Here is a 21,867-nt window from a genome sequence, read left to right on the forward strand (position 1 = left end):
GAATTTCACAAGTATCTATTGCAACTGAAGAGCAAGCGCAAGCTGCCACTGAAGTCAGTAATAACATCAACCAAATTAATCAACACGGCCATGACATTGAACTACAGCTTCATGCTTTTGTAGAATCAACAATAGAGGTCGCAGGCATTGCTTCACAACAAAAAGAGCTAATTAGAACCTATCGATTATAGGTATAAATCATTAGAAAAACTAATGCAATAAATTAATTTTACTCGCTGTTATTACTTTTTAAAATATCTATAATTCGCGCCATAGAGACAAGATATTTATTAAAAAAAGTATAAAGGTGACGCTATGGCTAAAAATATTCTAACTAAAATCGCATCTGCTTATCAACGTGCATTTGTTGAATTATATAAACGCGACAATAAATAATCTCAATTAAATCGAGAAACAGAAAAAGGAGCTGAATTAGCTCCTTTTTTATATTTTTCGTTTCTTATTAGTATAAGTCTTATAATATTTTTAAAGCTAATTGTGCCAAGTTATATGCATCAACATAACCTGAGTGCTGTCTTCCTTCCCACTCAATATTTAACTCTTCCATCGCTTTACGTTGACCCATTCGATCATTTTTCTTCCGTGACTTAATGCGATATAACGTTGCTAAGTTGATAAATTCAACAAATGGAAACTCAATACCTTTTGCTTCACATTCTTTTTTTAAAATCAGCTCATCGTGACCCCAAGCAGCATAAATTTTATTTGTGCCTCCGAAGTTTTTAATCATCGATTTTAAAACACCTTCTAACGGTCGACCTTGCTTTTCAATCTTACGTGGAGTAATTCCTGTCAGCTCAACACAAAAGAGCGAAATTTCATCTTCTTCAGGTTTTACATAATATTGAGCGCGCCTAACTACTTCACCAACCTGCAAATCAAGTTCAGCTAATCCTACTTCAATGATCTCCCCTGTTGTTCCTTTGCCGTCGACACTCCAACAGCACATTTCCAAATCAAAACAGACGATACGATTAAAGTTCATGGAGATCCTTGCTACTCAAATAAAATGGGAGCGTTATTCTACCTAATCAAAGCGCATAGCGCGATACTATCGCTAATTGTTTGCTGAAAAATCACTCACATATAGTAACTTGGTTTCTGCCTTTCATTTTACTTTCATACAATGCTTGATCAGAAGCCTTAATCAAGTCCTCTCGACTTTCTCCTCGCCAAAGAGCAGCACCTAAACTAACCGTTTGCTTTATCTCAATGTCATAATGAAGCGTTGGTGATTGAGCTATCGCTAAGTGAACATCTTCTGCCACTTGTTTAAGCTCTTCTCTGTTTTTTACTTCGAGCAATATTGAAAATTCATCACCACCTAATCGAGCAATAGAAGATGCACTTCCAAGTAACTGAATTGTAATCGCCGTAATATGCTTTAAAACCTGATCGCCTTCAGGATGACCATACGTATCATTAATCTGTTTGAAATTATCGACATCAAAACAAATCAATCCAAAAGGTTTTTTATTTTCTATGTATTGATTAAATATGTCCGTTACTGATCGGCGATTTAATAGTCCAGTTAAGTCGTCATGCATAGCCAAATAGTGTAATTCTTTAGTCCTAATCGCTAACTGTTCTTCAATTTGTCCTTTATCTCTCATTACCATAAAGATCAATAACGCAATTAATGTTGAGATCGCTAATGCTCCTATAAACATCCAAGCTAGCGTTACTCTCTGATTTTTTGCCAGTTGATTATTGGTTTTATATTCAATTTTCCAAATTCGATTTTCAATATTAATACGGCTAATATAGGTTAACCCTGAAAAATCATCCCATCGTTTACTTTCATACATAATAGGATCATCTTCAGCATCAAATCCGGTATCAACAATTCGGATCACAAGAGATTCACCTAATGAGGTTGATGATACTAATTTTTCAAAATAACTATTAATACGGAGTACACCTACCATTACCCCTTTTAAACTTTTTTTATCTGCAGAAAATACTGGATGGTAAACTAACATCCCTGTTTTAGGAGCATTCGATTCTAAACTGTCTTGTAGTAAACGTATCTTATCAGACACGCTTGGTCGACCTGTTTGCATAAATTCATCAAGGACAAGTTGAAAGCGTTCACGAGATGAATAGAACCCAAGTAATGGAATATTTAACTTATCTCTTGGGTAAATATCTGTCGCAACATAAATTGGCATATTATTCTTCATAACATAACCATACGTTTTAGGCTGATTTTTAGGGACTGTATAGAGAGAAAATGAAGGGAATATTGTCTTAACATTTTTTACGTATTGCTCAATATCTTGCTTTTCTACTTTCTGCATCCATTGTAATGAGATAAGACTTTTCGAACTTGAGATAAGTGAATTAGCAAATAAAGGAAATTGTTGCCAATCTTGTTTTGAGCCTGCTTGATAAAAATTAGCTCCTGCACCAATAAAATCGATATCTTTTTCTATTAATAGAGAAAGTAAAACTGATTGTCGTTCAACTTCATTATAAAAATTATGGCGATTGTTATCTAAATTAGATTGATAGACAAACCTCATCGACAGCAAACTTAAAAAAAGAGCCAAGAGAAAACTTGTAATCACATGGAAATAACTATTTTTAAACACCTTATTTCCTCAAGCAGTTAATATGTCTTAATTCTAATCGTTATTAAAAGTTAACGAAACCAAATCCATAATAAATGTAAAATTTTCTTGATTTGATTTAATTTTGTTCAAAATAGCGCCAAACGGTATCTGTTATCTTGGTTCTCTAGCCTTCTTTTTATCTCTTATCCCTTGAATATGCTACAATTCACCACAATTTAGTTAAAAACGTTTGGTGCATTGCACCCAAAAATATAGAGAATGAATTATGAATTTTGACGTAAATGCTATTCCTTCTACCTTCGATTTAGGTCACATCGTCCTATTCGGTACTTCTGCTTTATTCGTATTGCTTTTTGCGATGAAAAAAGGAAAAACGGTTGAAGTAGAAAAGATTGTTGAAATTGAAAAAGAAAAAATCGTTGAAAAACCAGTTGAGAAGATTGTAGAAATCGAAAAAGTGGTTGAAGTAGAAAAGATCATCGAAAAAATTATTGAGGTAGAGCCAAAAGTAAAAGCCTCTACTCCTGAATCTGCTCTCCAGTTACTTTCTCTTCTACAAAAAGAAGCTCGTTTTATCGACTTTATGCAAGAAGATCTTAAAGGCTTTGCTGATGCTGAAGTGGGCGCAGCTGCTCGTGTTATTCATGAAGGTGGTCAAAAAGTATTATCTGAATACTTCACACTTGCACCAGTTCGTACTGAAGAAGAAGAATCTCGTTTATCAATCCCTGCAGGTTTTAATCCGTCAGAAATTCGCTTAACTGGTAATGTTATTGGTGAAGCACCATTTAACGGCACACTAATCCATCGTGGTTGGAAAGTGACAGAAATTAAACTTCCTAAGTTAGTAGATGGCTATGACGCAACAATCGTTGCCCCAGCAGAGGTAGAACTGTAATGGAACAAGCTAAATTCAGCATTGGTATCGATTTAGGTACAACTCACTGTGTGCTTTCTTATGTTGATTTACATAATGAAGACGCAAGTGTTCAAGTTATGTCAATTCCTCAACTAACTGCTCCTGGTCAAGTTGAAGAAAAATCACAGCTGCCTTCATTTATGTATCAAGCACATGAAGCGGAGCTATTAGAAGGTGATACCACACTTCCTTGGACAACAAAACCAAACGCGATTGTGGGTAACATTGCTCGTAACCTTGGCAGTAAAACCCCTATTCGTTTAATCGCAAGTGCAAAAAGCTGGTTATGTCATGGTGGTGTAAATCGTCGAGAAGCATTTTTACCATTAAATAGTCCTGAAGAAGTGATTAAAGCGTCACCTCTTGAAGTGACTAAACGTTATTTAGAACACCTTCAGAATGCATGGGATTCTCAAAACCCTGAGCATCCTCTAAATGAACAAGACATTACAATTACGGTACCAGCATCATTTGATCCAGCGGCACGTGACTTAACAGCAGAAGCTGCAAATAATCTTGGTTTCCTTAACCTTACGTTACTAGAAGAGCCACAAGCTGCTGTATATAGCTGGATTAAAAATAACGGCGATTCATGGCGTGACCAAGTTTCTGTTGGTGATGTGATTTTAGTGGTTGATATTGGTGGCGGTACTACCGATTTATCATTAGTTGCAGTGACTGAAGAAGAAGGAAACTTGAGCCTAAACCGTGTTGCGGTAGGTGACCATATTCTTCTTGGCGGCGACAACATGGATTTGGCTCTGGCTTATCGTTTAAAGATGAAGCTAGCGCAAGAAGGTAAGCAACTTCAACCTTGGCAAATCCAGGTGATGACTCATGCTTGTCGTGATGCAAAAGAAGCCCTTCTAAACGATTCTGAATTACGCTCAGTTCCTATTGTGGTTCCTAGCCGTGGGTCTAAATTGTTAGGTGGCACACTACAAACTGAATTAACTCAAGAAGAAGTTCAGCAAACATTGGTAGAAGGTTTCTTCCCTGTTGTTCCTGTTACTGAGCATCCAGTTCAATCTGCACGTGGCGCACTGACTCAAATGGGTCTACCTTATGCACAAGATGCAGCGGTAACTCGTCATCTAGCTAGTTTCTTAACTCGTCAACAAGCGGCGACTGACGAAGTATTTGGCCAACAAAACGAATCTGATTTTATTAAACCTACTGCGATTCTTTTAAACGGTGGTGTTCTAAAATCAAATCTTCTTTCTGAGCGTTTGCTAGGTATTATTAATGACTGGTTAATTGATGCAGAAGCGGAAGATGCAAAACTACTTGAAGGGTTAGACCTTGACCTAGCCGTTGCTTCTGGCGCGTCTTACTACGGTTCTGTTCGCACAGGTAAAGGCGTTCGTATCCGCGGTGGTATCGCATCAAGCTATTATGTAGGTATCGAAAGCTCTATGCCTGCGATTCCAGGAATGGAACCACCAATGGAAGCATTATGTGTTGCTCCATTTGGTATGGAAGAAGGCTCTCATGCTGATGTACCTAGTCAACAATTTGGTTTGGTGATTGGCCAACCTGTACAATTTAAGTTCTACGGTTCTACCACTCGTCGTGATGATCAAGCGGGTACACACCTTGATTTCTGGATGCCAGAAGAGCTAGAAGAACTTCCTGCAATTCAAGTGACGCTTCCTGTTACTGACGGTCGCTCTGCAGGTGAAGTAGTTCCTGTTCGTTTAGCCTCTAAAGTGACTGAACTTGGTACTCTTTATCTTGAAGCCATTGCTGCCGATAGCGGTGAGAAATGGCATGTAGAGTTCGATGTTCGTGAAGCATAATTTAGTTATTAATCTTCATTAATATGCTTCTTTAAGAGTTCAGTCACCGTTATAGGGGCTGAACTCTTTTATTATATGCCCCTACATTTTATCGCTGCCGCCTTCTTTTTTATTGCAGCTTCATTGGAGTTTTTATGAGTTATTCTAATCGTTATTTAATTGGTATCGATCTCGGTACTACTCACAACTGTTGTGGCTTATACTGATGTCTCTCTTGGTATTGAAACTAGCCCAATTGAGATCTTCAATATTGACCAATTAATTGGGCCGGGTGAAGTCGCTCGTAAACCTCTACTCCCTTCGTTTCGCTACCATGCGTCTCAAAGCCAGATCAGCGATAACGATTTAACTCTACCTTGGAATGTAAAAGCGATTGATGGCGAGATAAAGAATGCAATCATTGGCGAATGGGCGCGTGAATTAGGCTCAAAAGTCGAAGGCCGTCAAGTCGTCAGTGCTAAGAGCTGGTTATCTCACACTAAAGTCGACCGCACTTCAGATATTCTACCTTGGGCTGGAGCAGAAGATGTTGAAAAAGTCTCCCCTATTGTTGCTAGTGCAAGTTATTTGAACCACGTTCGTCAGTCTTGGAATTACCACCATCCAGATGCTCCAATGGAACTGCAAGAGGTCGTTGTTACGGTTCCTGCTTCATTTGATGAAAGTGCTCGCTCATTTACTATTCAAGCAGCAAAACTGGCTGGTCTTGATAAAATTATTCTATTAGAAGAGCCACAAGCGGTTTGTTACGACTGGTATCACCATCATCAAGATACAGCAAAAGACATTCTCAAAAACGTACCACTAATGGTGGTGTGCGATGTTGGCGGTGGTACTACCGATCTAAGTTTAATCCAAGCACGTTTTGATAAAGATGAATTATCACTTGATCGTATCGGTGTAGGTGATCACTTAATGCTTGGTGGTGACAACATTGATTTAGCGTTAGCACATTTAGCAGAACAACGCTTAAATAGCGGAAAAAAAATGACCGCTGCTGCATTAACTAAGCTAATTCAACAAACTCGTAAAACCAAAGAGCGTTTATTATCTGCTAATTCACCTGACTCTGGTCATATTACATTACTTGGTTCTGGTTCTAAATTACTCGGTAGCAGTCGTAAAGTTGAATTAACCAAACAAGAAGTACATGAAATTGCATTAGAAGGTTTTTTACCTCTAACCGATTTTGATGAGCGTCCTAATCAACGTCAAACCGCCGTCGTTGAATTTGGTCTTCCTTATGCTTCTGATCCTGCTATCAGCAAGCACTTAGCTCAATTTTTAGACAATCATAAAGAAGTTTCTACCAAAGCATTAGGTTGGGATCAACTTGATCTTGCGGATCATAATGATCGTGCGATACCTGTTGGCTTATTATTAAATGGCGGGGTATTTAATAGCCCGCTTCTGGCTGATCGCTCACTTAAGTTAATGAATTGCTGGAAAGGTGACACCGTAACCTTACTATCAAACCCTCATCCTGATTTAGCGGTTGCTTACGGTGCTGTCGCTTATGGTAAAGCTCGTCATGGTGCACAGCTTAAAATTGGTGGAGGCTCTGCTCGTTCATTCTATCTACAATTAGAAGAAAAAAATAAACAGCCGCAAGGTCTATGTTTATTAGCAAAAGGCAGTGACGAAGGTGAAGAGATCCGCATGACAAGCCGTCGTTTTTCTTTAACATTAGGCGAACCAGTTCGATTCAACCTACTCTCAACGACAAAAGACCAACTTGCTACCTCAGGTATGATCACTGAATTAGCAGATCCAAGCTTTGTTAGCTTACCGCCTTATGTCGTTACACTTGAATCGAGTAAAGCTAAAGAAGAGTTACATGCAAACCAAAAAGATCGCGTAGAAGTCACGTTAGCTTGTCAATTCACCGAAGTAGGTACAATTAAAATTGAATGTGTTTCCGTTGAAGACGATTCACAGCGTTGGTTAGTTGAATTTGAAGTGCGTAACCAAGCATCGAATAAAAGTACGAACTTAGCTGACCAAATCAGTTTACCTCCTCGCCTTCCTAATGCGATAGAAAATATTAAAGAAGCTTATGGCGGCAGTAAACAAAATCCTAATGCCATTAAAGCTTTTTCTAAAAACATAGAGAAACTGATAGGTAAACGTGAATCATGGGATTTAATTACCTCTCGTGAATTAGCTACTGCATTATTAGACAGTAAAAAACGTCGCCGTCGTTCAGAAAAACATGAACAGAATTGGTTAAAAATGACTGGTTTTGCACTACGTCCTGGTTTTGGCTACCCTGCTGACGAATGGAAAATTAGCCAAGCATGGGAAACCTATCAACAAGGTATTCAATTTGAATCAAAGCAATCTTGGAATGATTGGTGGACATTCTGGCGTCGTATCTCTGGTGGTTTAAGCCAAGAGCAACAAGAGACTATTTTGGCTGATATTGCCAAGTATTTACACCCAGGCTCTTTACGTAACCCTAAGACTCTAGAAGATGCGACAAATAAAAGCTATGAAGCAATGGTACGTTTAGCGGCCGCTTTAGAGCATTTAGATGTCGAAGACAAAACTCTGATCTCAACGTGGGTGTTAGGTCATGCTAAAAGTGGAAATCAACCTCAAGTGCATTGGTGGGCTTTAGGTCGTATTTGCTCTCGTTCTCCTTTCTATGGAAGTCAGCATAATTTGATACCAGCAACCCAAGTGGCTCAATGGTTACCAACACTATTAGAGCAAGATTGGAAAATACAACCAATGGCCGGTTTTGCCGCCGTAATGATGGCACGCCTTACTGGTGATAGAACTTTAGATGTTTCTGGCGAGTTGCGTGAGAGTATCATTGATAAACTGAAAAAGAGCCGATCACCACAAAGCTGGATTGAACTCGTCTCTAACCAACAAGCATTAACAGAAGCAGACTCTAAGCGCTTGTTTGGTGACGCCTTACCTGCAGGGTTACGTTTAATAAATTAGTGTAGATACATGACAAAAATGAGTCGTTTTGTCTCATTTTTGTCAAAGCTACGCAAACTAACAAAAATTCTCTTCAAAAAGATGATGAATTCGGTATACTGAATTCATCACAATTTAAAGGTAATTCTAATGATCCATATCGTTATTTTAGCGACTATGGTGTTACTTTATTTTGTTGGTTGGTCTCGCTTCGGCACTCAAGAGTTACGCAATGCAGCCAAAAGGTTCAGTGAGTTAATCCCTGCCCCTCAAGAGCTAGTTATTGAATGGATTATGTACAACAAACAGATATTGGATATCAATGAGTTTCAACGTTTTATCATCCATTTAAATAGAGCAAGCACTGAAGATTTAAAAATAGAACTGGATAGCTTTTCTCATTATCTCGAAATACATGCTCCCGAGTATGTAATTTCAAGAGCCACTTCTTAAAGACTACCACTCATGATTCAAAAAAGGCTCATCGTCAATGACAATGAGCCTTTTGTTATTTTATCTATCTAAAGTTAACTTCTTGAACCTAACTTCACTTTACCTTTAGAATTAAACCATAAGGCTTGTGATTTCTTCTTACCTATTAAAATTGGTAAATCATCATAAAATAAGAAGTTTTTCCACGTCTTCTTAAATGTTCCCCAAGAAGTTTCAATTACATTGTATTTTTCATAACAAAAGTAGATGGTGACTTCATCAGCCCAATCAATGAACTCTAACACTTCTTCTGGTAATGATTCGTTGTCACTATCCCAACGATGTTGCCAATCAATTTCATTACTCCATGAACTTTTTTTCATTGGCCATTCTTTTGAACCAAAATGATCAGCCGTTGGACTATTCGCACTGATAAAATCATTCCAAACCTGAGCAGACTTTGCCTGAGTGAATGGCTTAATTAATGGTAATACTTCATCATCAACTGGCATAGATTGATGAGTAAAAATCCATTTGCGATTGTATTCATCTAAAGGTAAATAACTCATAATTCTTCTGTATTTAAGGCATTTGATTCCATTCTATCGTCTTTTTTTATTAAGCCCAAATAAGAATATTTAACAATGGGTTGATTTTTCTCATTAAGCCCCTCATTACAATAGTATCGAATAGAAAAACCATACCAATTCTGTAAGTAGGTATTGGATTAATATTCTCTTAAAATTATAATTATTTGGTTACACATGCCTTGAGCAACACTTATGTGTAATTATCATTACAAGGATTATTTCATGATCACTCATGTTGGCATATTAGATCAAGACCCCGTCCGTCTTATCACTCCCCTTCTTGATCTCTCCGTAAAAGGTGAGCACATGATTTTTATTGGCGATGACACTCAAAAGGATATGTTTCATCGTTTGGAAAAGATCCTCAAATATAAAGGTATTTCTTCAGATTTTTATGAAATCCCGAATATTGTAGATACGCATTTAATTAAAGAGTCTTTACAAGCACTTGCTTCTGAAATGAAACTTCACTTTAGTGATATCAAATTAAATGCAAGCTGCGGCCTTCGACATCGCCTCCTTTCTGCCTATGAAGTGTTTCGTTCATATCATTGGCCAATTTTTGTTGTCGAACCGTTCAGCGATAAATTGTGTTGGTTATATCCAGATGGTCGCAAGCAAAAACACGTTGCAGATAATATTAAACTAAGTGACTACCTTGCCATTTTTGGTGCTCGTTGTGAGTTCTCCGAAACAGAGCTACCTGAAAATATTGATAAGCGATTACGTGAGCTCTGCCAGCGCTGGGCAAGTAACGCATTAGAGTTAGGCCCGGGCCTTGCTACACTTAATTACTTGGCAACAACATGTCGTAAAGAACAACGCTTAGATGTTGAAGTTACTGAAAAACAGCAAAGCTACAAAGAACTGAATATGCTGCTAACTGACTTAGTTGAAACTGGTTTGGCTACCTATGAAAACGGCACCTTAACTTTTGACTGCGAAGAAGCGCGACGCTTAGCTAACGGCGAATGGTTAGAGATTCTGGTTCACAATACCGTTGTTGATATTCAGCAATATTTACCTACGCTTCAAGATCACTCATTGAATGTTCAAGTACATCGCGAAATTGGTGATAAAGACGTTCGTAACGAGCTTGATGTGGTCAGCATCGTCAACAACAAGCTGCATATCATTGAATGTAAGACCAAAGGTATGAGAGATGATGGCGATGATACTCTTTATAAATTAGAGTCATTACGTGATCTTCTCGGTGGTTTACAAGCACGAGCTATGTTGGTTAGCTTCCGCCCTTTACGTAATAATGACATTATGCGAGCACAAGATTTAGGGCTCGCGATTATTGGTCCTGATGAGTTAGGTGAACTTAAAAAGCATCTTTTAAATTGGTTCTTAGCGGCTGGTGGTCATTAATCATCACCCGAATTACAATAATCGATAAATACTGAAATTGATCTAACAAGAGATAGAGGCCATTAATTTGGCCTTTTTATTGTTCATTATTTATACCATTGCCATTAATTAAATGGTCTATTTATTACGCAGGAAAACCACTTAAGAGCAAGGCAAAAATTCTGATAAGTAGTTATTCTACTTAAATAATTTTTAACGAAGCTATTATGTGATTTAACCAGTAATAATGACTAGAGAATTACTGGAATTGGTATTATAGACTTATTTAAACAAAAATGGCGCTGATTCATTACGAACCAGCGCCATTTTTATATCTGTTTATACTATTCTATTATAGAAGATTACGAGCAGCTTCAATTACAACTTTAATTGAACGTGCTTCTGTTTCTTTTAGTGTTGCGTGATCTGGAGTCTCTTTTTGTGTACGGTTGATAATTACACCCGCAATAAAGCTGATTACCGTGAAATGGCGAAAAGCTTTAATATTGATGATATTCGTTTTGTACCTATTTCAGCCTTGAATGGTGATAACGTAGTGAACCCAAGTGAAGCGATGGATTGGTATCCAGGTGCAACACTAATGAAACTGCTTGAAACGGTAAAAGTTGATCAAGATAAAAATCTTGAGCACATGCGTTTCCCTGTTCAATATGTGAATCGTCCAAATCTAGATTTCCGTGGTTTCTGCGGTACATTAGCCTCAGGTCTTGTTCAAGTCGGCGACGAAGTGACAGCCATTCCTTCTGGTAAATCATCAACAGTGAAATCTATTTATACTTTTGATGGTGAGTTGGATTCCGCTCAACCAGGGCAAGCAATTACTATTACCCTTGAAGATGAAATTGATGTTTCTCGCGGTGGATATGCTAGTGCATAAAGGCCATGAACCATCGACAACGAGTGAGTTTGATGCTCATATTGTGTGGATGGATGAAAACCCATTACGTACACAGAAAGAATATACTTTTAAGTTTGCAACTAAATCTTGCGCGGGCAAAATTTCACAACTTGAACATAAAATTGATGTGAATACACTTGAGCAGCACATCGAGAAGTATGATTCTTTAGAGCTAAATGAAATCGCATTAGCTGCAATTAGTTTAACTGATAAAGTAGCGATTGATGAATACCAAAACCTTCCTCAAACAGGGGCGTTTGTTGTTATTGACCGTCACACGAATGTTACTGTTGGTGCAGGCATGGTTTCTGCTCTTCGAAGCGAAGCGTCTTCGGATCTAGTTTCTCGAACTTATTCTTCTGCTGAAAAAGAATTGAATGCATATGTTCGTAAACATTTTCCTGAATGGGGTTGTGGTGAGATCTAAATAAACCACTACTTAGATTACTATGAACCAAAAAAAAGCTCGCTATATCAGCGAGCTTTTTTGTGTTTAAAATTTAGCGATAAGTTTCTTAATATAACTAGTTAGTCGCCAAATATAAGCTAAACAAAGATAGTAAATACCAAATAATAAGATGAATGAATAGAACATTATGCTTTCTGATATTTCAACAGACTCAGCCCAAATACCAAACGTTGCGCATAATAAAGCACTAGTACAAATTAGAAATAATGAAGCTGAAGAGCTTAATCCTAGGTGCTGGCAAATATGGTGTAAATGTTCTTTATCAGGTTTAAAAGGCGATTTTCTTTGTTTTATACGGCGAATCATTACTGCCGTCATATCCATTAAAGGGATTGCAATTAACCACAGTGCAGTTACTGGACGTAATGGTGGTTGACTGTTATTTTGGCTTGATAACAATAATAACCAGATCACGGTAAAACCGATTAACATGCTGCCAGCATCCCCCATGAACACTTTTCTTTTTTTTCCAAAAGCCCCCAGGTTAAATAAAATATACGGTAGTGTTGCGATACAAAGGATAAGACAAAAATAAGCTAATGACTGCTCTCCATGAGATGCCAGTATAAAACCTAAACTCCCAAAGGTAACACTAGATAATCCCCCAAGTAAGCCATCCATTCCATCTACCATATTAAAGGCATTAATAGCGCCAATGACGGCAAAAACAGTAATAATATAGCCAGAATGTCCTAATGTAACATTTCCAAAACCAAACATATTACCTAATGATTCTAGATTTGTATCAGTAAAGTACATCATTAAGATAGATATAATTGTCTGGATTAAGAATCTAAATTTAAAGCTGATATCATATTTATCATCAATAGCACCGATGAAAGTGAGAGCACAAATACAAAAAATATAAAGTTCAGAATGGGGCAATAAAGTTGGATTATTATACAAGTATTGAACGATTATCAAGCAGGTGGAAATTCCTCCAATAAGTGGAATTTGACCTATATGCCGTTTTCGCTCATTAGGTTTATCAACTAAGCCAATTTTACGGGCAGCTTTGCGTAAGATAAAGAGATACGCTAAAGAGGAAATGAATACAAAATTTAAATCTAATAGCATAATAAATTACAGCGTTAGCGTTAAATAAAAGGAGAAAGGTATCAATGAAGACCCTTCAAGCAAGCGGATAATTATATCATTGATTGTTTATTAGAAGGAGCGTAAATCCATTTCATTATGTAAACAAATAGTCAATTACTTTTCTTTTGCGCCACTCCTTCTGCTATTCTCCCAAGGTCTTAGGCTATTTTGTGAGTTTACCCATGTCGCTTCCCCCAATACTTTTTGCACAACAAACATCATTTGAACATATGGTGATCTTTTCTGTTTTGAGCTGTGAATCAAATACACTAGCTAACGTAAAAAAAACCGCTGTGCAGCTATCGCCATTGGATGAAAATGAAGTTGTTCAGGCTTTAGATGAGTTAATTGAACAGAAATTATTGCAGAAAGAGGGGAGTAAAATAGTTTTCACACCTCAAGGATTTGCTAAAGGGTTGATTGCTGTCGCTCATGTTGATAGTGAGAGTATAGACAGTTTGATGAGGGCTAATGCAGGCACCGATAAGGCTCCTTATGCTGGTCTATTTGCTTTCTTACTAGGGCATGATTGGTTTGTTACTTCAAGCAAGTTACTGACTTTATTTTCAGAATTAACCGAACAATCTTTGAGTTTGTGTTCAGACTCAAGTAGCTGGCATTTAAATGGCTATATGTGGGAAACCATGTTTGCTCAAATCATGATGAGTAACTGGTATTGCTTGATGATGGAACGCCCCAATAAAGATGAGTTTGAAGTGGCTTTAGAGGTACTCGGTGATTGGCATCTCAATCAATTTGATGTGAATTTTTCATTTGATAAATGGTGCTTTGCGAACAAGATAAAAAGTAATCACCTATTTGATTCACCTCACTTTGATAGTGCTTACCTTACTCATCGAAACCAATTTCGTCCTTTAGAATCATCAAAGCTCTCTTTTACTCATTTATGTGACTTGGCTTTAGTTAGTGTTCTCGACCCTTCTTTATTACCTAAAGTAAAAGAGAATTTAACGATGGCGCTTCATCATATGCCGCCCTTGTCTGCGACCTATTGGCAACAATCGATTGACTTTATTACTGCGAGTGATGAGGTATTAATTCAACACTTTGAAAATCCTGATCGTTGGTTGGCTTCTTTAGTAACTAAGCAAACGTTAGGAAATAAACAAGGCCAAATCGCATGGGGGCGAATGTTGATTGAGTCGATTATAGCTTATCGTTTACGTGATAATACCGATGTATGGATTGGCTTAATGACATTGGCTAAGAATCAAGTGGTGACTACATTACTTGAGTCTACTGAGAACTTTGCGTTGGCGCAGGTAGCCAAGAATGCGTTAGCAAGATTGGTTGATCAAGAAACCCCATTAATTCATGTCGCTTCTCCTTGGCAGCAGTGGCTAACGCGTATTGATGGTGTATTAAATACTCAAGTTGCAAGTAAAGAACGGTTAATTTGGCAACTTGAGCCGTTAGCAATGAAGGTTGATGCCAAAATACAGGTTAAGAATAAGCGTGGTTGGAGTCAGGGACGAAAAGTCGCTTTAGATAAGTTTGGTTATAAACATAAAGAGCTGTTGAGCCCAAGTGATACGGCAATTCTTTCTGCTGCCTCTTATGACGGTATGATATGGGGTGGTGGCTCAAAAGTGACTAAGCCGGTTGCTCATGCCTTGTGTGATGCTGATAATCTTTATGATCATAATGGTGAACAAGTCTCTTTTTATCGAGATACGCCTCTATTAGTGTGGCACTCAGTCGGTGAAGAGTTGGCATTTGAGGTATACCCTTATTATTCCGAGCGTACTTGTGCTCAGCCTTGGTTGTATAAATCTGATGGCAGTGTGTTTCGCTTTATTGATGCGCCTGAGCAGTTAACCGAGTTTTTGGAAGAGTTAAGAGATCGTGATCCGCATTTTCCTGCTACTCAAACGGCAGAGTTAATTTCTGTTTTGGGTGATAACGTACATTGGTTTGATACTGATGAACAGCAAGGGACGGTCAAACGAGGTGAATGTGTTACTGAGCCTCAACTGTGGCTAGCTTGGAATGGACTGTCGTTGGATGTCGCCATTGAATATGGTTCGCAAGATAACAGCGTGAGTTGGCCTCCTGGTAAAGGAGCTGAGTGGGAAAGTGGTTTTAATGGCATTTGGTATCAACGTGATCTTGCTAGTGAAAAGCGTCAAGCCAAATTGTTAGTTAAAGAGCTAGGTTTAGAAAAAAGCAAAGAGTTTACTTGGCAAATTAAAGGTGAATCAGCATTAGAGTTTATTACTCAAATTGATGGTGATTTAAGTGCGGCTTTGCATTGGAAAGCGGACAGTCAGCAAGTAAAGGTGATTGGGGTTGATAATTTTTCAATGTCGATCAATCAAAAGCAGAATTGGTTTGAGGTTGATGGTCGAGTCAATATTGATGGCGATTTAGAGATGGATCTTCGTCAATTATTAGCGCATCACCGTACTGGTTTCGTGAGTTCTGATAATTCGTCATTAACGGTATTAATTTCTGAGCAGTTACGTCGCCAATTGAGTTTATTGGATAGCTTGGTTAATGACGATCATTTGGTTGATCAACGCATGGCGTATCCGTTGCAAAAATTGGTCGAGTCGATGTCGGCCAACAGTGATGACGCGTGGGATCAATTAGTTAATGAATGGCGGGTAAAACCAGAGTTAGATGCTGATTTGTTACTGCCATTACGAGATTATCAAACAGAGAGTGTGCTGTGGGCGGCGCATTTATCACAACATGGTTTTGGTGCTTGTCTTGCTGATGACATGGGTTTAGGTAAGACGCTACAAGGGTTAACCTTATTGAGTCATTACCGTGAGCAAGGCCCAAGTTTGGTGGTGTGCCCTAAATCGGTATTGACCAATTGGCAACAAGAAGCAGAACGTTTTACACCTAATTTAGTGATGATTGATTTAGAAGCGTGTGATGATCGTTTAGCGGCAATTAAAGCGGCTGGCCCAAGTGATGTGGTGGTTCTTAGTTATGGTTTAGTGACGCGTTTAGCTGAAGCATTAAATGATATTGAGTGGAATTGTGCGGTGCTTGATGAAGCTCAGCAGATTAAAAACCCACAAGCGAAGCGTTCAAAAGTGGTGTTTGGATTACAAGCTGCGCACCGTTTTGCTTTATCGGGAACGCCTGTTGAAAACCATTTAGTTGAGTTGTGGAGCCTGTTTTCTTTCTTAAACCCTGGTTTGCTTGGTGATCTTAAATCGTTCCGTTCTAAATACTCACAAGCTGCGAAGCAACAGCAAGATATGTTGAGATTAAAAGCCTTGGTGAGCCCATTTATTATGCGTCGTACCAAAGCGGAAGTATTAACAGAGTTACCTGCAAAAACAGAAGTGGTTCATCATGTTGAGTTATCAAATAAAGAACGTACGGCTTATGAAGCGGTAAGAAAAGAGTCTTTAGCTAATTTAAAGAGTGAATCAAGCCGTGGTGTGGTTGAGGTGTTTGCGGCACTAACCAAATTGCGTCAGATCTGTTGTGATCCGAGTTTGGTTTTTGATTCGATGAAAGAGGAAACAAGCACCAAGTTAGCTGAAGCACAGAGTTTGATAGAAGAAGCATTAGATGGTGATCATAAGGTATTGGTGTTCAGTCAATTTGTTGGAGTTTTGCAACGCTTTTCAGCGCAGTTAACAGAGTCGAATATTTCGTTCAGTTATCTTGATGGAAAATTGAGTACTAAAAAGCGTCAGGCGGCAATTGATGCGTTTAAAGATGGCACTAATTCAGTGTTTTTGATCAGTTTAAAAGCCGGCGGTACAGGGTTGAACTTGACGGAAGCTGATACGGTGATTCACATTGATCCTTGGTGGAACCCTGCGGTGGAAGATCAAGCCAGTGACCGTGCCTATAGAATGGGTCAACAAAAGCCTGTAACGGTTTATCGTTTAGTGACTAATAATACCATTGAAGAGAAGATCATCGCTTTGCATCATGATAAGCGTGATCTGGCTGATCAAGTGTTGTCGGCAAGTTCGAGCAGTAAGACGTTAGACCCACAGCAGCTGTTAGGGTTGTTGGAGGGGTAAGAGCTTGAAATACAGGTTTCAGGCGCTGCGCTTAAAGGGTTCAGGGGTGATCGTTGTAGGTAAAGCGATCTATAATACTGTTCCCTCCCCTTAATAAGGGGAGGGTTTATTTTGATGATGGTTGAATCGAGTGAATAGTTAACTTGATGCTGCTTTAAGTATTAATGATCGTGAGCTTCACCTGCCCCTTTAGGATAACGAATAGACTCAACTAGATCTTGAACATCTTTTGGTACTTCTGCGGTTACTTTATTTACTACAATCGACACTATGAAGTTCACACACATACCTAGCGTACCGATCCCTTCTGGGCTGATACCAAACCACCAGTTGTCAGGTGTGCTTGCAGCAGGATTAATGAACTTAAAGTAAACGATGTAAGCCGTAGTAAAGGTAACCCCAGCGACCATACCTGCAATCGCGCCTTCCTTATTCATCTTCTTATAGAAAATACCTAAGATAATAGCAGGGAAGAAAGAGGCCGCAGCCAAGCCGAACGAGAAGGCAACCACCTCTGCAACAAAGCCTGGTGGATTTATCCCTAAATAACCAGCCCCAATGATGGCTACGATGGCTGCAAGGCGGGCAGCGAGTAGTTCTTGTTTATCAGTCATGTTTGGCTTAAAGCCTTTTTTCAGTAAATCATGAGAGATAGAAGTCGAGATTACCAGTAATAAGCCTGCAGCCGTTGATAATGCAGCAGCTAAGCCACCGGCAGCCAACAAGGCAACAACCCAGTTTGGTAAGTTTGCTAGTTCAGGTGATGCTAGAACGATAATATCTCGGTTGATGTCCATTTCATTACGCTCATCACCAGAGTAGAACATTTTACCATCGCCATTTTTATCTTCCCAACCAACTAGACCCGTGTCTTCCCAGTTTTTATACCAACTCGGAGCATCCGCAGCTGCAACACCTTGGTTATCGGTTCCATTAATGGTTTCAATCATATTTACACGAGCAAACGCGGCAACCGCAGGAGCTGTTGTGTATAAGAATGAAATAAACAGTAACGCCCAACCTGCAGAGATACGTGCATCTTTAACACGAGGTACAGTGAAAAAACGAATAATTACATGAGGAAGACCCGCAGTACCTACCATTAGTGCAGCACAGATAAAGAATACGTCAACCATGCTCTTAGAGCCGTCGGTATAAGGTGTAAACCCTAGCTCAGTAGTCAAGCCATCGAGTTTATCCAGTAGGTATACCTCTGAACCGGTAACTGTAGAGCCCATACCAACTTGAGGGAATACATTACCCGTCATCATGATTGAGGTGAAAACAGCAGGAACAAGGAAGGCGAAAATGAGAACACAGAATTGAGCTACCTGCGTATAAGTGATGCCTTTCATGCCGCCTAATACCGCATAGAAAAATACGATCCCCATACCAATGATGATGCCGATGTTAATGTCAACTTCTAGGAATCGAGAGAACACAACACCAACCCCACGCATTTGCCCTGCCACATAAGTGAAAGAGACAAAGATGGCACAGAATACAGCAACCATACGAGCAGTGCGTGAGTAGTAACGCTCACCGATAAAGTCGGGCACAGTGAACTTACCAAATTTACGCAGGTAAGGGGCAAGACAAAGTGCTAATAATACATAGCCGCCAGTCCAACCCATTAGATATACAGCGCCATCATAACCAACAAAGGAAATGATACCCGCCATTGAAATAAATGACGCAGCCGACATCCAGTCAGCGGCGGTTGCCATGCCGTTGGCTATTGGGTGAACCCCACCACCTGCAACATAGAATTCACTGGTTGATCCAGCGCGAGCCCATATCGCAATACCGATATAAAGGCTGAAAGTGATACCTACTAATATAAACGTCCAAGTTTGGATATCCATGCTAATTCCTCTAGTCTTCTTGTACGTTGTATTTTTTATCTAGTGCGTTCATGCGAGCCACATAGATAAAGATCAGGGCAACAAAGGTATAAATTGAACCTTGTTGTGCAAACCAGAAGCCTAATTTAAAGCCACCAATTTGAATCGTATCCAGAGCATCTACAAATAAAATGCCTGCGCCAAATGAGACGGCGAACCAGACGAAGAGTAGCCCTCCCATTATTCCTAGATTTTCCTTCCAATAGGCTTGTGCTTGTTCTTTTGTTTCGAACGCCATAGCCGGCTCCTTTTTGATGTTAATAGAATGTAACCAAAAAGAGATTAGCAGTGAGTGAGTAAGAAAACAGTGCAACTTTAGTCGAGCAGATAAAGAAAAACGCCCAAAATATGAGCGTTTTATGTGAGGTATGTAGGAAATTTATTATGTTGAGTTTATGTTAATTAATACCAAGGTCTAAGGCGTTATAAATCATTAAAAGTAGAAATCTTTAATACCCATAAGAAGATTATTTACTGCCACCGCTGCTAAAATCAATCCCATTACGCGACTAATTATTGCAGCACCAACGTTGCCAATGATTTTATGAATAAAGGTTGCACCAAGTAATAAACATAAGGTAATGACCAAAACTACAATCATTACCGCGGCAGTAATTGATTGATCTATAAAAGAATAGCGAGAGTTATCCGTTAGCATAACGATGGCCATCATTGCGCCAGGCGAAGCTATTGATGGAATAGCTAAAGGATAAACGGCTAAATCAGCCAGATCAGAGTGGCTAATATCTTCACTCATTTTCTGCTCTTGATCTGGCTTGCTTTCACCAAAAATCATTGTTAGCGCAAAAATTAATAGTACTAATCCACCGGCAACTTGAAAGGCAGGTAGAGGAATTTGCATTGCTTCTAAGAGAAGTTGGCCAATAATAAGAAAAAATAGCAGTACAGAAGTCGCAATTGCAACAGCTTTAAGAGCCACTACTTTACGTTGCTTAGCGGTTAGATGTTGGGTTTGTGAAAGATAGACAGGCACTGATCCGATAGGATCGATAACTGCCCAAAGAACAACGAATTGAGTAATGAGGATACTTATCATGGGCTCTCCCAGAGGTTAGGTTACGCAGAGGGATTAAAATATGAGTAGGTAACCTAACTTATTTTAACGGCTAGAGTGTTATATCAAGGTTAACTTTCTGTTTGTTGTAGCAAAATAACCGCTTGAGTACGATTCTTAACACCTAGTTTCCTAAATATTGCAGTCATATGTGCTTTTATCGTGGCTTCTGATACTTCTAAATCATAAGCGATTTGTTTATTGAGCAAGCCATCAGACAGCATACCAAGCACTTTATATTGCTGAGGAGTAAGACTGGTTATTTTAGTTGCGAGATCATCGCACGCGGCTGAGTTCTTAATTGAGCCTTCTGGGAAATAAGAGTCACCATCCAAAATTTGATTGAGGGCAGAAATAAGAGATTTCATGTCGCTTGATTTAGGAATAAAGCCGAATGCGCCATGACTTTTTACTTGAGAGACAATGCTAGCTTCTTCACTGGCTGAGACCACCACAATCGGTAAATCAGGATATTGGGATCGTAAATGAATTAATCCTGACATGCCGTTACTGCCGGGCATTTTTAAATCCAATAGCAGTAAATCTGGATCGGGCTCTTTTTCTAATACAGTAAGTAACGCATCAAGAGAGTCGGCTTCGAGTAGGTTTGCGCCACTAAGTGCCATATGAATGGATTGAAAAAGTGCATTGCGAAATAAGGGATGATCATCCGCGATAATAATGGTGTAGTTGTCGTCCATGGCTACAATATTCCTCATAAGTTATAAAATAAAATTAACACCTTACGTCCTCCTGAGCAATTTTTAGACGCTAAAGTCTGCGCTGCCTCTCTAACTCACTTCTTGTTTTCGATAAAACAGAACTGATCCCGAGATCTTATTATTTAAAACGAATTAATTTCCAGCTCTAGACAATTAAACGAAACGAAACTAAACTTCTTTCAAATCGAAACTTATTGAGTTTTTTATGTCGAAGAGAAACACCAAACAACGCCGTCATATGATCCTATCTTTATTAATAGAGAAGGGTGAAATTACTGTTGAAGAGCTTTCCGAACTCTTTGATATCTCAGAAGTGACTATTCGTAAGGATCTAACAGAGTTAGAGAAGAATGGCTTACTAATGCGTAAATATGGTGGGGCGGTATTAATGCCTTCGAATATTATTCAAGAAGATACCAGTGAAGAAGTTTCGAATCGAAAGTTACCTCTGGCCATTTCAGCGGTTGAACTGATTAAAGATCATAACCGGATCATTATTGATAGTGGCAGCACAACAGCGGCATTAATTAATCAATTATCGAAACGAAATGGCTTAGTAGTGATGACAAATTCATTGCCAGTCGCCAACGCATTGCAAGAGATTGAAAATGAGCCAACGTTATTAATGACAGGTGGAACATGGGACAGTCATTCTGACTCATTTCAAGGCCAAGTGGCAGAATCCGTATTACGATCCTATGATTTTGATCAGCTGTTCATTGGTGCTGATGGGATTGATTTGGAACGCGGAACAACCACATTTAATGAATTAGTGGGTTTAAGTCGCGTGATGTCTGAAGTGGCTCGTGAAGTGATTTTAATGGTGGAGTCAGAAAAAATTGGCCGAAAAATCCCTAACGTTGAATTGCCATGGGATAGCATTGATGTACTGATCACCAATAATGATTTAAGCGAAGAACATCAGAAAAAAATTGAATCACATAACGTACGAGTCATTAGAGCTCAGTGATTTAATTCCTCAATAAAGAATATTAATAATGGGCTTTTTGTTGCCAGCTCATTATCTAGACCAATCGCAT

15 protein-coding genes and 3 pseudogenes are annotated in these 21,867 nt (G+C 38.9%); 9 read left to right on the top strand and 9 right to left on the bottom strand.

The annotated features are described in order from the left end of the window. Window positions 1-191, top strand: a 191-nt coding sequence (locus ACU5DF_RS22290) for a hypothetical protein (RefSeq protein ID WP_446714298.1), incomplete at its 5' end; no start/stop codon positions are given. 284 nt (window positions 192-475) lie between these two features. On the opposite strand, the gene ACU5DF_RS22295 is transcribed toward ACU5DF_RS22290, so the two are convergent. Next, entirely contained in the window at window positions 476-1,006 is a 531-nt protein-coding gene (locus tag ACU5DF_RS22295) for a 3'-5' exonuclease (RefSeq protein WP_045102285.1), read from the bottom strand. 91 nt (window positions 1,007-1,097) lie between these two features. Then, window positions 1,098-2,615 (bottom strand): sensor domain-containing diguanylate cyclase, encoded by a 1,518-nt coding sequence (locus tag ACU5DF_RS22300; RefSeq protein WP_446712783.1) that lies wholly within the window; start codon window positions 2,613-2,615, stop codon window positions 1,098-1,100. Window positions 2,616-2,862: 247 nt separating this feature from the next. Between ACU5DF_RS22300 and ACU5DF_RS22305 the strand changes: the two genes are divergently transcribed. The 4 genes and pseudogenes from ACU5DF_RS22305 to ACU5DF_RS22320 all read left to right on the top strand — a co-directional run bounded on the left by ACU5DF_RS22305 (window position 2,863) and on the right by ACU5DF_RS22320 (window position 8,699). After that, entirely contained in the window at window positions 2,863-3,495 is a 633-nt protein-coding gene (locus ACU5DF_RS22305) for a DUF2760 domain-containing protein (RefSeq protein WP_045102287.1), read from the top strand. Next, window positions 3,495-5,315 (top strand): Hsp70 family protein, encoded by a 1,821-nt coding sequence (locus tag ACU5DF_RS22310; RefSeq protein WP_446712782.1) that lies wholly within the window; start codon window positions 3,495-3,497, stop codon window positions 5,313-5,315. The genes ACU5DF_RS22305 and ACU5DF_RS22310 overlap by 1 nt, the downstream gene beginning before the upstream one ends. Before the next feature lie 134 nt (window positions 5,316-5,449). Continuing rightward, window positions 5,450-8,267: pseudogene (locus ACU5DF_RS22315) on the top strand (Hsp70 family protein). Window positions 8,268-8,396: 129 nt separating this feature from the next. Next, window positions 8,397-8,699: a hypothetical protein gene (locus ACU5DF_RS22320; RefSeq protein ID WP_045102290.1), complete on the top strand. Its 303-nt coding sequence runs from the start codon at window positions 8,397-8,399 to the stop codon at window positions 8,697-8,699. A 74-nt stretch (window positions 8,700-8,773) separates the two neighbouring features. Here ACU5DF_RS22320 and ACU5DF_RS22325 read toward each other — a convergent pair whose 3' ends face one another. Further along, the gene (locus ACU5DF_RS22325; protein ID WP_045102291.1) at window positions 8,774-9,247 is read right to left on the bottom strand and encodes a DUF2947 domain-containing protein; all 474 of its coding nucleotides are present in this window, start codon (window positions 9,245-9,247) and stop codon (window positions 8,774-8,776) included. Window positions 9,248-9,490: 243 nt separating this feature from the next. Here ACU5DF_RS22325 and ACU5DF_RS22330 point away from each other — a divergent pair, with 243 nt between their 5' ends. After that, window positions 9,491-10,642 (top strand): DUF1887 family protein, encoded by a 1,152-nt coding sequence (locus ACU5DF_RS22330; RefSeq protein WP_045102292.1) that lies wholly within the window; start codon window positions 9,491-9,493, stop codon window positions 10,640-10,642. A 331-nt stretch (window positions 10,643-10,973) separates the two neighbouring features. On the opposite strand, the pseudogene ACU5DF_RS22335 reads toward ACU5DF_RS22330, so the two are convergent. Further along, window positions 10,974-11,090: pseudogene (locus tag ACU5DF_RS22335) on the bottom strand (uridine phosphorylase); the annotation flags it as partial. Here ACU5DF_RS22335 and ACU5DF_RS22340 point away from each other — a divergent pair. After that, a pseudogene (locus ACU5DF_RS22340) lies at window positions 11,079-11,967 on the top strand (elongation factor 1-alpha C-terminal domain-related protein); the annotation flags it as partial. The pseudogenes ACU5DF_RS22335 and ACU5DF_RS22340 overlap by 12 nt on opposite strands. 66 nt (window positions 11,968-12,033) lie before the next feature. Here ACU5DF_RS22340 and wecA read toward each other — a convergent pair. Continuing rightward, a complete protein-coding gene (gene wecA, locus ACU5DF_RS22345) occupies window positions 12,034-13,086 on the bottom strand; it encodes a UDP-N-acetylglucosamine--undecaprenyl-phosphate N-acetylglucosaminephosphotransferase (protein WP_446713687.1) in 1,053 nt (350 codons plus the stop codon). Between the two features lie 203 nt (window positions 13,087-13,289). On the opposite strand from wecA, the gene ACU5DF_RS22350 reads away from it, so the two are divergent. Continuing rightward, on the top strand, window positions 13,290-17,126 hold the full coding sequence (locus ACU5DF_RS22350; RefSeq protein WP_446713686.1) for a DEAD/DEAH box helicase: 3,837 nt from the start codon (window positions 13,290-13,292) through the stop codon (window positions 17,124-17,126). A gap of 161 nt (window positions 17,127-17,287) precedes the next feature. On the opposite strand, the gene ACU5DF_RS22355 is transcribed toward ACU5DF_RS22350, so the two are convergent. From ACU5DF_RS22355 to ACU5DF_RS22370, 4 genes are all read right to left on the bottom strand, one after another. Continuing rightward, window positions 17,288-18,991, bottom strand: a complete 1,704-nt coding sequence (locus ACU5DF_RS22355; protein WP_446713685.1) for a sodium:solute symporter family protein — start codon at window positions 18,989-18,991, stop codon at window positions 17,288-17,290. Between the two features lie 10 nt (window positions 18,992-19,001). Beyond that, on the bottom strand, window positions 19,002-19,268 hold the full coding sequence (locus ACU5DF_RS22360; protein ID WP_045101037.1) for a DUF4212 domain-containing protein: 267 nt from the start codon (window positions 19,266-19,268) through the stop codon (window positions 19,002-19,004). 195 nt (window positions 19,269-19,463) lie between these two features. Continuing rightward, window positions 19,464-20,087 (bottom strand): MarC family protein, encoded by a 624-nt coding sequence (locus tag ACU5DF_RS22365; RefSeq protein WP_045101038.1) that lies wholly within the window; start codon window positions 20,085-20,087, stop codon window positions 19,464-19,466. A gap of 89 nt (window positions 20,088-20,176) precedes the next feature. Then, window positions 20,177-20,806 (bottom strand): response regulator, encoded by a 630-nt coding sequence (locus tag ACU5DF_RS22370; RefSeq protein WP_045101039.1) that lies wholly within the window; start codon window positions 20,804-20,806, stop codon window positions 20,177-20,179. A 226-nt stretch (window positions 20,807-21,032) separates the two neighbouring features. Here ACU5DF_RS22370 and ACU5DF_RS22375 point away from each other — a divergent pair, with 226 nt between their 5' ends. Then, a complete protein-coding gene (locus ACU5DF_RS22375; RefSeq protein WP_045101040.1) occupies window positions 21,033-21,797 on the top strand; it encodes a DeoR/GlpR family DNA-binding transcription regulator in 765 nt (254 codons plus the stop codon). The last annotated feature ends 70 nt before the right edge of the window (window positions 21,798-21,867 follow it).

The sequence above is a fragment of the Aliivibrio wodanis genome, from assembly GCF_052920805.1.

Bases quoted from the DNA above. Each gene is read 5' to 3' on its own strand.
- ACU5DF_RS22295 (WP_045102285.1), bottom strand. From the start codon at position 1,006: ATGAACTTTAATCGTATCGTCTGTTTTGATTTGGAAATGTGCTGTTGG.
- ACU5DF_RS22305 (WP_045102287.1), top strand. From the start codon at position 2,863: ATGAATTTTGACGTAAATGCTATTCCTTCTACCTTCGATTTAGGTCAC.
- ACU5DF_RS22310 (WP_446712782.1), top strand. From the start codon at position 3,495: ATGGAACAAGCTAAATTCAGCATTGGTATCGATTTAGGTACAACTCAC.
- ACU5DF_RS22320 (WP_045102290.1), top strand. From the start codon at position 8,397: ATGATCCATATCGTTATTTTAGCGACTATGGTGTTACTTTATTTTGTT.
- ACU5DF_RS22325 (WP_045102291.1), bottom strand. From the start codon at position 9,247: ATGAGTTATTTACCTTTAGATGAATACAATCGCAAATGGATTTTTACT.
- ACU5DF_RS22330 (WP_045102292.1), top strand. From the start codon at position 9,491: ATGATCACTCATGTTGGCATATTAGATCAAGACCCCGTCCGTCTTATC.
- wecA (WP_446713687.1), bottom strand. From the start codon at position 13,086: ATGCTATTAGATTTAAATTTTGTATTCATTTCCTCTTTAGCGTATCTC.
- ACU5DF_RS22350 (WP_446713686.1), top strand. From the start codon at position 13,290: ATGTCGCTTCCCCCAATACTTTTTGCACAACAAACATCATTTGAACAT.
- ACU5DF_RS22355 (WP_446713685.1), bottom strand. From the start codon at position 18,991: ATGGATATCCAAACTTGGACGTTTATATTAGTAGGTATCACTTTCAGC.
- ACU5DF_RS22360 (WP_045101037.1), bottom strand. From the start codon at position 19,268: ATGGCGTTCGAAACAAAAGAACAAGCACAAGCCTATTGGAAGGAAAAT.
- ACU5DF_RS22365 (WP_045101038.1), bottom strand. From the start codon at position 20,087: ATGATAAGTATCCTCATTACTCAATTCGTTGTTCTTTGGGCAGTTATC.
- ACU5DF_RS22370 (WP_045101039.1), bottom strand. From the start codon at position 20,806: ATGGACGACAACTACACCATTATTATCGCGGATGATCATCCCTTATTT.
- ACU5DF_RS22375 (WP_045101040.1), top strand. From the start codon at position 21,033: ATGTCGAAGAGAAACACCAAACAACGCCGTCATATGATCCTATCTTTA.